This is a genomic window from Cytophaga sp. (assembly GCF_051961495.1).
Lineage (GTDB): Bacteria > Bacteroidota > Bacteroidia > Cytophagales > Cytophagaceae > Cytophaga.
In genome coordinates, this window is record NZ_JBQCDF010000294.1 from 1 (window position 1) to 4,455 (window position 4,455).

At 36.4% G+C, this 4,455-nt stretch carries 7 protein-coding genes; all 7 read left to right on the top strand.

Going from position 1 to position 4,455, the window contains the following annotated elements; translation table 11 throughout:
• On the top strand, window positions 1–429 hold a 429-nt coding region (locus tag ACTHJT_RS16465; RefSeq protein ID WP_440240216.1), incomplete at its 5' end, for an OmpA family protein.
• A 536-nt stretch (window positions 430–965) separates the two neighbouring features.
• A complete protein-coding gene (locus tag ACTHJT_RS16470; RefSeq protein ID WP_440240218.1) occupies window positions 966–1,463 on the top strand; it encodes a GbsR/MarR family transcriptional regulator in 498 nt (165 codons plus the stop codon).
• A gap of 53 nt (window positions 1,464–1,516) precedes the next feature.
• Window positions 1,517–1,876, top strand: a complete 360-nt coding sequence (locus tag ACTHJT_RS16475; protein ID WP_440240220.1) for a hypothetical protein — start codon at window positions 1,517–1,519, stop codon at window positions 1,874–1,876.
• Window positions 1,877–1,884: 8 nt separating this feature from the next.
• Window positions 1,885–2,286: a hypothetical protein gene (locus ACTHJT_RS16480; RefSeq protein WP_440240222.1), complete on the top strand. Its 402-nt coding sequence runs from the start codon at window positions 1,885–1,887 to the stop codon at window positions 2,284–2,286.
• 7 nt (window positions 2,287–2,293) lie between these two features.
• On the top strand, window positions 2,294–2,743 hold the full coding sequence (locus tag ACTHJT_RS16485; protein ID WP_440240224.1) for a hypothetical protein: 450 nt from the start codon (window positions 2,294–2,296) through the stop codon (window positions 2,741–2,743).
• 1 nt (window position 2,744) lies between these two features.
• Window positions 2,745–3,638 carry a TIGR01777 family oxidoreductase gene (locus tag ACTHJT_RS16490; RefSeq protein ID WP_440240226.1) on the top strand — a complete coding sequence of 298 codons (894 nt, stop codon included), beginning with the start codon at window positions 2,745–2,747 and terminating at the stop codon, window positions 3,636–3,638.
• 117 nt (window positions 3,639–3,755) lie between these two features.
• On the top strand, window positions 3,756–4,196 hold the full coding sequence (locus ACTHJT_RS16495) for a PepSY-like domain-containing protein (protein WP_440240228.1): 441 nt from the start codon (window positions 3,756–3,758) through the stop codon (window positions 4,194–4,196).
• Window positions 4,197–4,455: the final 259 nt, after the last annotated feature.

Here is a 4,455-nt window from a genome sequence, read left to right on the forward strand (position 1 = left end):
ATCAATGAAAATATAGATCTGACGGCCATGAGTGCATATAAAGAATACGAAAAAGACCTCTACCTTACTCCTATTGAAACCGGACAGATCGTGGCATTAAATAATGTATTCTTTGATTTTAATAAATATGAATTAAAAAAAGAATCTCAACCCGAGCTGGACAGACTTGCTGAACTTTTGAAAAAAAGCAGTACCATGAAAATAGATGTATCAGGTTATGCAGATTCTATCGGAACGAAGGCATATAATGATAAATTATCAAACAAACGTGCAGAGGCGGTGGCGAATTACCTGATCGCTAAATCATGGGTTGACAAAAACAGAATTGTCGTAAAGCATTTCGGAGAATCCAATCCTGCTTCCAGCAATGCTACTGCTAAAGGAAGACAATTAAACAGACGTGTGGAAATTAAGATCGTCAGTAAATAAAATCATTCAAGATATTAACCTTTTTGGGGAAACAGAGCTGTCCGGTGTAATGCTGGGCAGTTTTGGTCCTTTATAGGATAACACTTATTCTTTAAATTTACCTGCGATTGTATTTTAATATAAAAAAATCAGCTGTAAAAACACGCAGTTCAAGTGCAAAGATTGCTATAAAAATTCTGAAATTGATTCATTCTTTCTTTATGGATTCATAAGCATAATGGAAAATGACATGACCATATAAATTGTAAATGCCAGGCTCAATATTTTGACTGCCGCACTGAATATATTGCTTACACTCTTTCTCCTTTTCATAGTTGTACTTGTTTGATCATAGCAAAGATCGATGTTTACACGCTTATAAGCGTTACAGGAAAAAATACAAGCGTTGCATTCTTTCCATCGTTCTGAGGCTCTACACATTACTTTTGAAAGAATGATTGGTGAAAAACGGTGATTTGACAACACACTAGCAATTTATCACGTATAAACTTTCAATAATATTTGGAAGTTCAATAAGATTCATATACGTTTACAACATGAAATATTCAGAAGCAAAAGAGAAGTATATACAGGCATGGGGCACATTAGGATCCAGCTGGGGTGTAAACCGTACAATGGCACAAATTCATGCCTTGTTAATGGTTTCGACAGTTCCTCTTTCTGCAGAAGAAGTAATGGAAGAATTAAAAATTTCCAGAGGCAACGCCAATATGAACCTGCGTGCGCTGATGGACTGGGGTTTGGCTGAAAAAGTTTTAGTTTCCGGAGAACGCAAAGAGTTCTTCAAAGCCGATAAAGATATTATGAAAATCAGCGTGCAGGTAGCTAAAGAACGCAAACGCCGCGAATTAGATCCTATCCTGAAATTACTCAATGAAATCTCCGATGTTGAAGGAGAAACCAATGACGCTAAGGAATTTAAAAAAGTGACTAAAGAACTCTTAAAGTTTGCCAATCAAACCAATTCTGTATTGGAACTGTATATCAAATCGAATCAAAATTGGTTTTTAAAAATCTTAGGAAAACTGAGGTAAAAAATTTATAACAATGTTTCAATATTTATTGAAAGTTCTGAATATTTAAATATATGAAAATAAGCTTCATAGTTACTGTGTTGTATTTGCTGATTGCCGGAAATACAACCTATTTCCTGGGAAAAAGCCTGTATAAACACGGGGAAAATTTCCTGATGTCGATCTTCCGGAACAGGATTGAAATTGTATTGCCGGTTAATAAGATCCTTTTAACTGGTTTTTATTTGGTAAACGCAGGTTTTGTACTCCCCTTTCTTGAGCAAAATAAAGGACTTACAACTATGGCAGATTGTGTTGAATTCCTTGCTTTTAAAATAGGATTCATTTACCTGGTGCTGGGAGGCATGCACTTTACAAACATCTTAATATTTGTTCTTATAGAGAAAAAAAGTAATCCGTCCACTTCTAACTAATATATATTATGGAAACACAGAATGTAGTACCCGCAATCGTTGACAATTCATTAACAATCAAAACCTATTTGATTTATTTACCCATTGCTATTACCATGACTGTATTGGTTGCAAGAACACTGTTTAAAAACAGTAAGATCTTCATGATGGATATCTTTCATGGTAGGGCTGAAATTGCATTGGCAACAAACCGTCTGTTTGAGATTGGCTTCTACCTGCTGAATATAGGTGCAGCGCTGCTGATCTTAAAAAGTTACCGCATTGAGTCGCACCAGGAATTAATAGAAGTACTGAGCCATAAAATCGGTGGCTTCTCCATTTATCTGGGCGTAATCCTTTTCTTAAACCTGCTCTTGTTCTTCCGCGGAAAAAGAAAAGCCAGCCAATCTCCAGCGCACCCCGTTAAATAATACAACTATGAAACCTGAAAACGTTAACAAGGTTTATCAGTTTGCTGTAATGCTTATTTCGATAAGCATTACAGCATATACACTCAGCAGATTTTCTGTATTGATACAACCTTTATTGTCTATCCCCTATGACTGGAAACTTGAGGCGGCTATCGTAACGGGACAGTTAGTATTTCAGTTTCCATTACTGATTCGCAAATACCGTGATCGGATATTTATTTATTACTACAACATGTTATTAGTCGCTTTATCCGGTTCAATTTTATTATGGCCTCTGATTTTAATTAATAATTACTATCCATGGAACATTGAATGGAATGTCCTTTATTTCTTTACTGTCGTAGGTATATTATTCCTGGATCATATGCGGCGTGTTAGAAAAATTCATTTACCTTCCTACCTTTGTTATACATGGATAGTCTATCGAATGATTGTTCTGGCTTTACTTATTTACTAATATGAAAAAGAAAATTGTTTTAGCCGGAGGCAGCGGCTTTATCGGTACTTATCTGGAAAAGTATTTTACACATGCAGACTATGAAGTGATCATCGTTTCAAGACAACCGGGTTCTGTTCAATGGACAAATCAGGATGCGCTGATTGAAGCTCTTGAAGGTGCAGAGATGCTGATAAATCTGGCAGGAAAATCTGTTGACTGCCGCTATAACGATAAAAACAAAGCAGAGATCTTACGCTCAAGAGTCGAAACTACAACAACACTGGGCAACTGCATCGGAAAATGTAAACACAAGCCCAAGCTCTGGATCAACTCAAGCACAGCAACGATCTACCGCCACGCAGAAGACAGGCCTATGACAGAAGCTACCGGTGAAATCGGCAGCGGATTTTCTGTAGGTATTGCGACTCAATGGGAAGCAGCCTTTTTTCATTTTAACTATGCTGAATGCCGGCAAGTAGCACTGCGTATCGCGATTGTTTTAGGCGAAGACGGAGGTGTTATGTCGCCGCTGAAAAACCTGGTACGTTTTGGTTTAGGTGGCAAACAAGGATCCGGTAATCAACGCTTCAGCTGGCTTCATATAGAAGATCTGAAAAATATCATCTGTTATATTCAAGCACATGAAGACATGTATGGCATATACAATTGTTCTTCACCCAATCCTTCCACCAACAAAATATTGATGCAGGAATTACGCAAAGCCATGCACGTGCCGTTTGGATTACCTACACCGAAATGGTTGCTGAAAATAGGTGCCGTACTGATTCGTACAGAAATTGAATTGGTTTTAAAAAGCCGTTGGGTACTCCCTGAAAAACTACTCGCACACGGATTCAGGTTTATGCATACAAACCTTGGGGAATCCTTAAAAGATTTTGTTAAAAAGAATTAACATCAGTACCGCTGCCTTAAGATCATGTAATGTTTTTTACAAAAGATGTAAGATGGATCTATACAAAAAAATACAAATTTATGTATTAAATCAATTATCCAGCTAACACAAAAAAATATGAAAAAGATTATTGTATTTCTAGCAGCAGCTGCATTTGCGCTTCAGGTAAATGCACAGTCAGAAAAAGTAATGGACAAAGATGTACCGGCTCCTGTAGCAACATCCTTCAATAAGTCTCACTCCGACATCAAAATGGTTGAGTGGAAAAAAATGGATTCAAAATACACTGCCGAATATGATCAGAATGGAACAAAAACATATTCTGTTTATGATGCTTCAGGGAAACTGATTGAGAATAAAATTAAAATCAACGAATCTGAATTACCTACACCTGCAGCTGAGTACATCAAACAAAATTACAAAGATGTATTGATGAAAGAATACTTCAAAATAACTGACCCTGCCGGCGTTGTGACTTATGGCGTGAAAGCCAAGGACAAAAAAATCATCTTTGATTCTAAAGGTAATTACAAAAAAACAGAAGACTGCAAAGAGTAACTACTGTTTAACAATTACTTTCAAACCCAATCGCCTGACCTACGATTGGGTTTTTCTTTTATTCTCATTCAATTATTCCCATTTCAAAACAAAAAAAATCCTTTAGTTTTAAAAAGAACTAAAGGATTAGTAATTAAAAAATTTCGATTTTTAATTCAGATATCTTCTCAGGATCCAGGCAATGGATTCGTGATCTTGTATAAGCTTTGTAAAATAATCCGTTGTACCAGCGTCACTGTCTGCTTCAATATCTTTTCTT

Excerpts from the sequence above, each read along its gene's own strand:
- ACTHJT_RS16480 (WP_440240222.1), top strand. The coding sequence starts at position 1,885 with ATGGAAACACAGAATGTAGTACCCGCAATCGTTGACAATTCATTAACA.
- ACTHJT_RS16470 (WP_440240218.1), top strand. The coding sequence starts at position 966 with ATGAAATATTCAGAAGCAAAAGAGAAGTATATACAGGCATGGGGCACA.
- ACTHJT_RS16490 (WP_440240226.1), top strand. The coding sequence starts at position 2,745 with ATGAAAAAGAAAATTGTTTTAGCCGGAGGCAGCGGCTTTATCGGTACT.
- ACTHJT_RS16485 (WP_440240224.1), top strand. The coding sequence starts at position 2,294 with ATGAAACCTGAAAACGTTAACAAGGTTTATCAGTTTGCTGTAATGCTT.
- ACTHJT_RS16495 (WP_440240228.1), top strand. The coding sequence starts at position 3,756 with ATGAAAAAGATTATTGTATTTCTAGCAGCAGCTGCATTTGCGCTTCAG.
- ACTHJT_RS16475 (WP_440240220.1), top strand. The coding sequence starts at position 1,517 with ATGAAAATAAGCTTCATAGTTACTGTGTTGTATTTGCTGATTGCCGGA.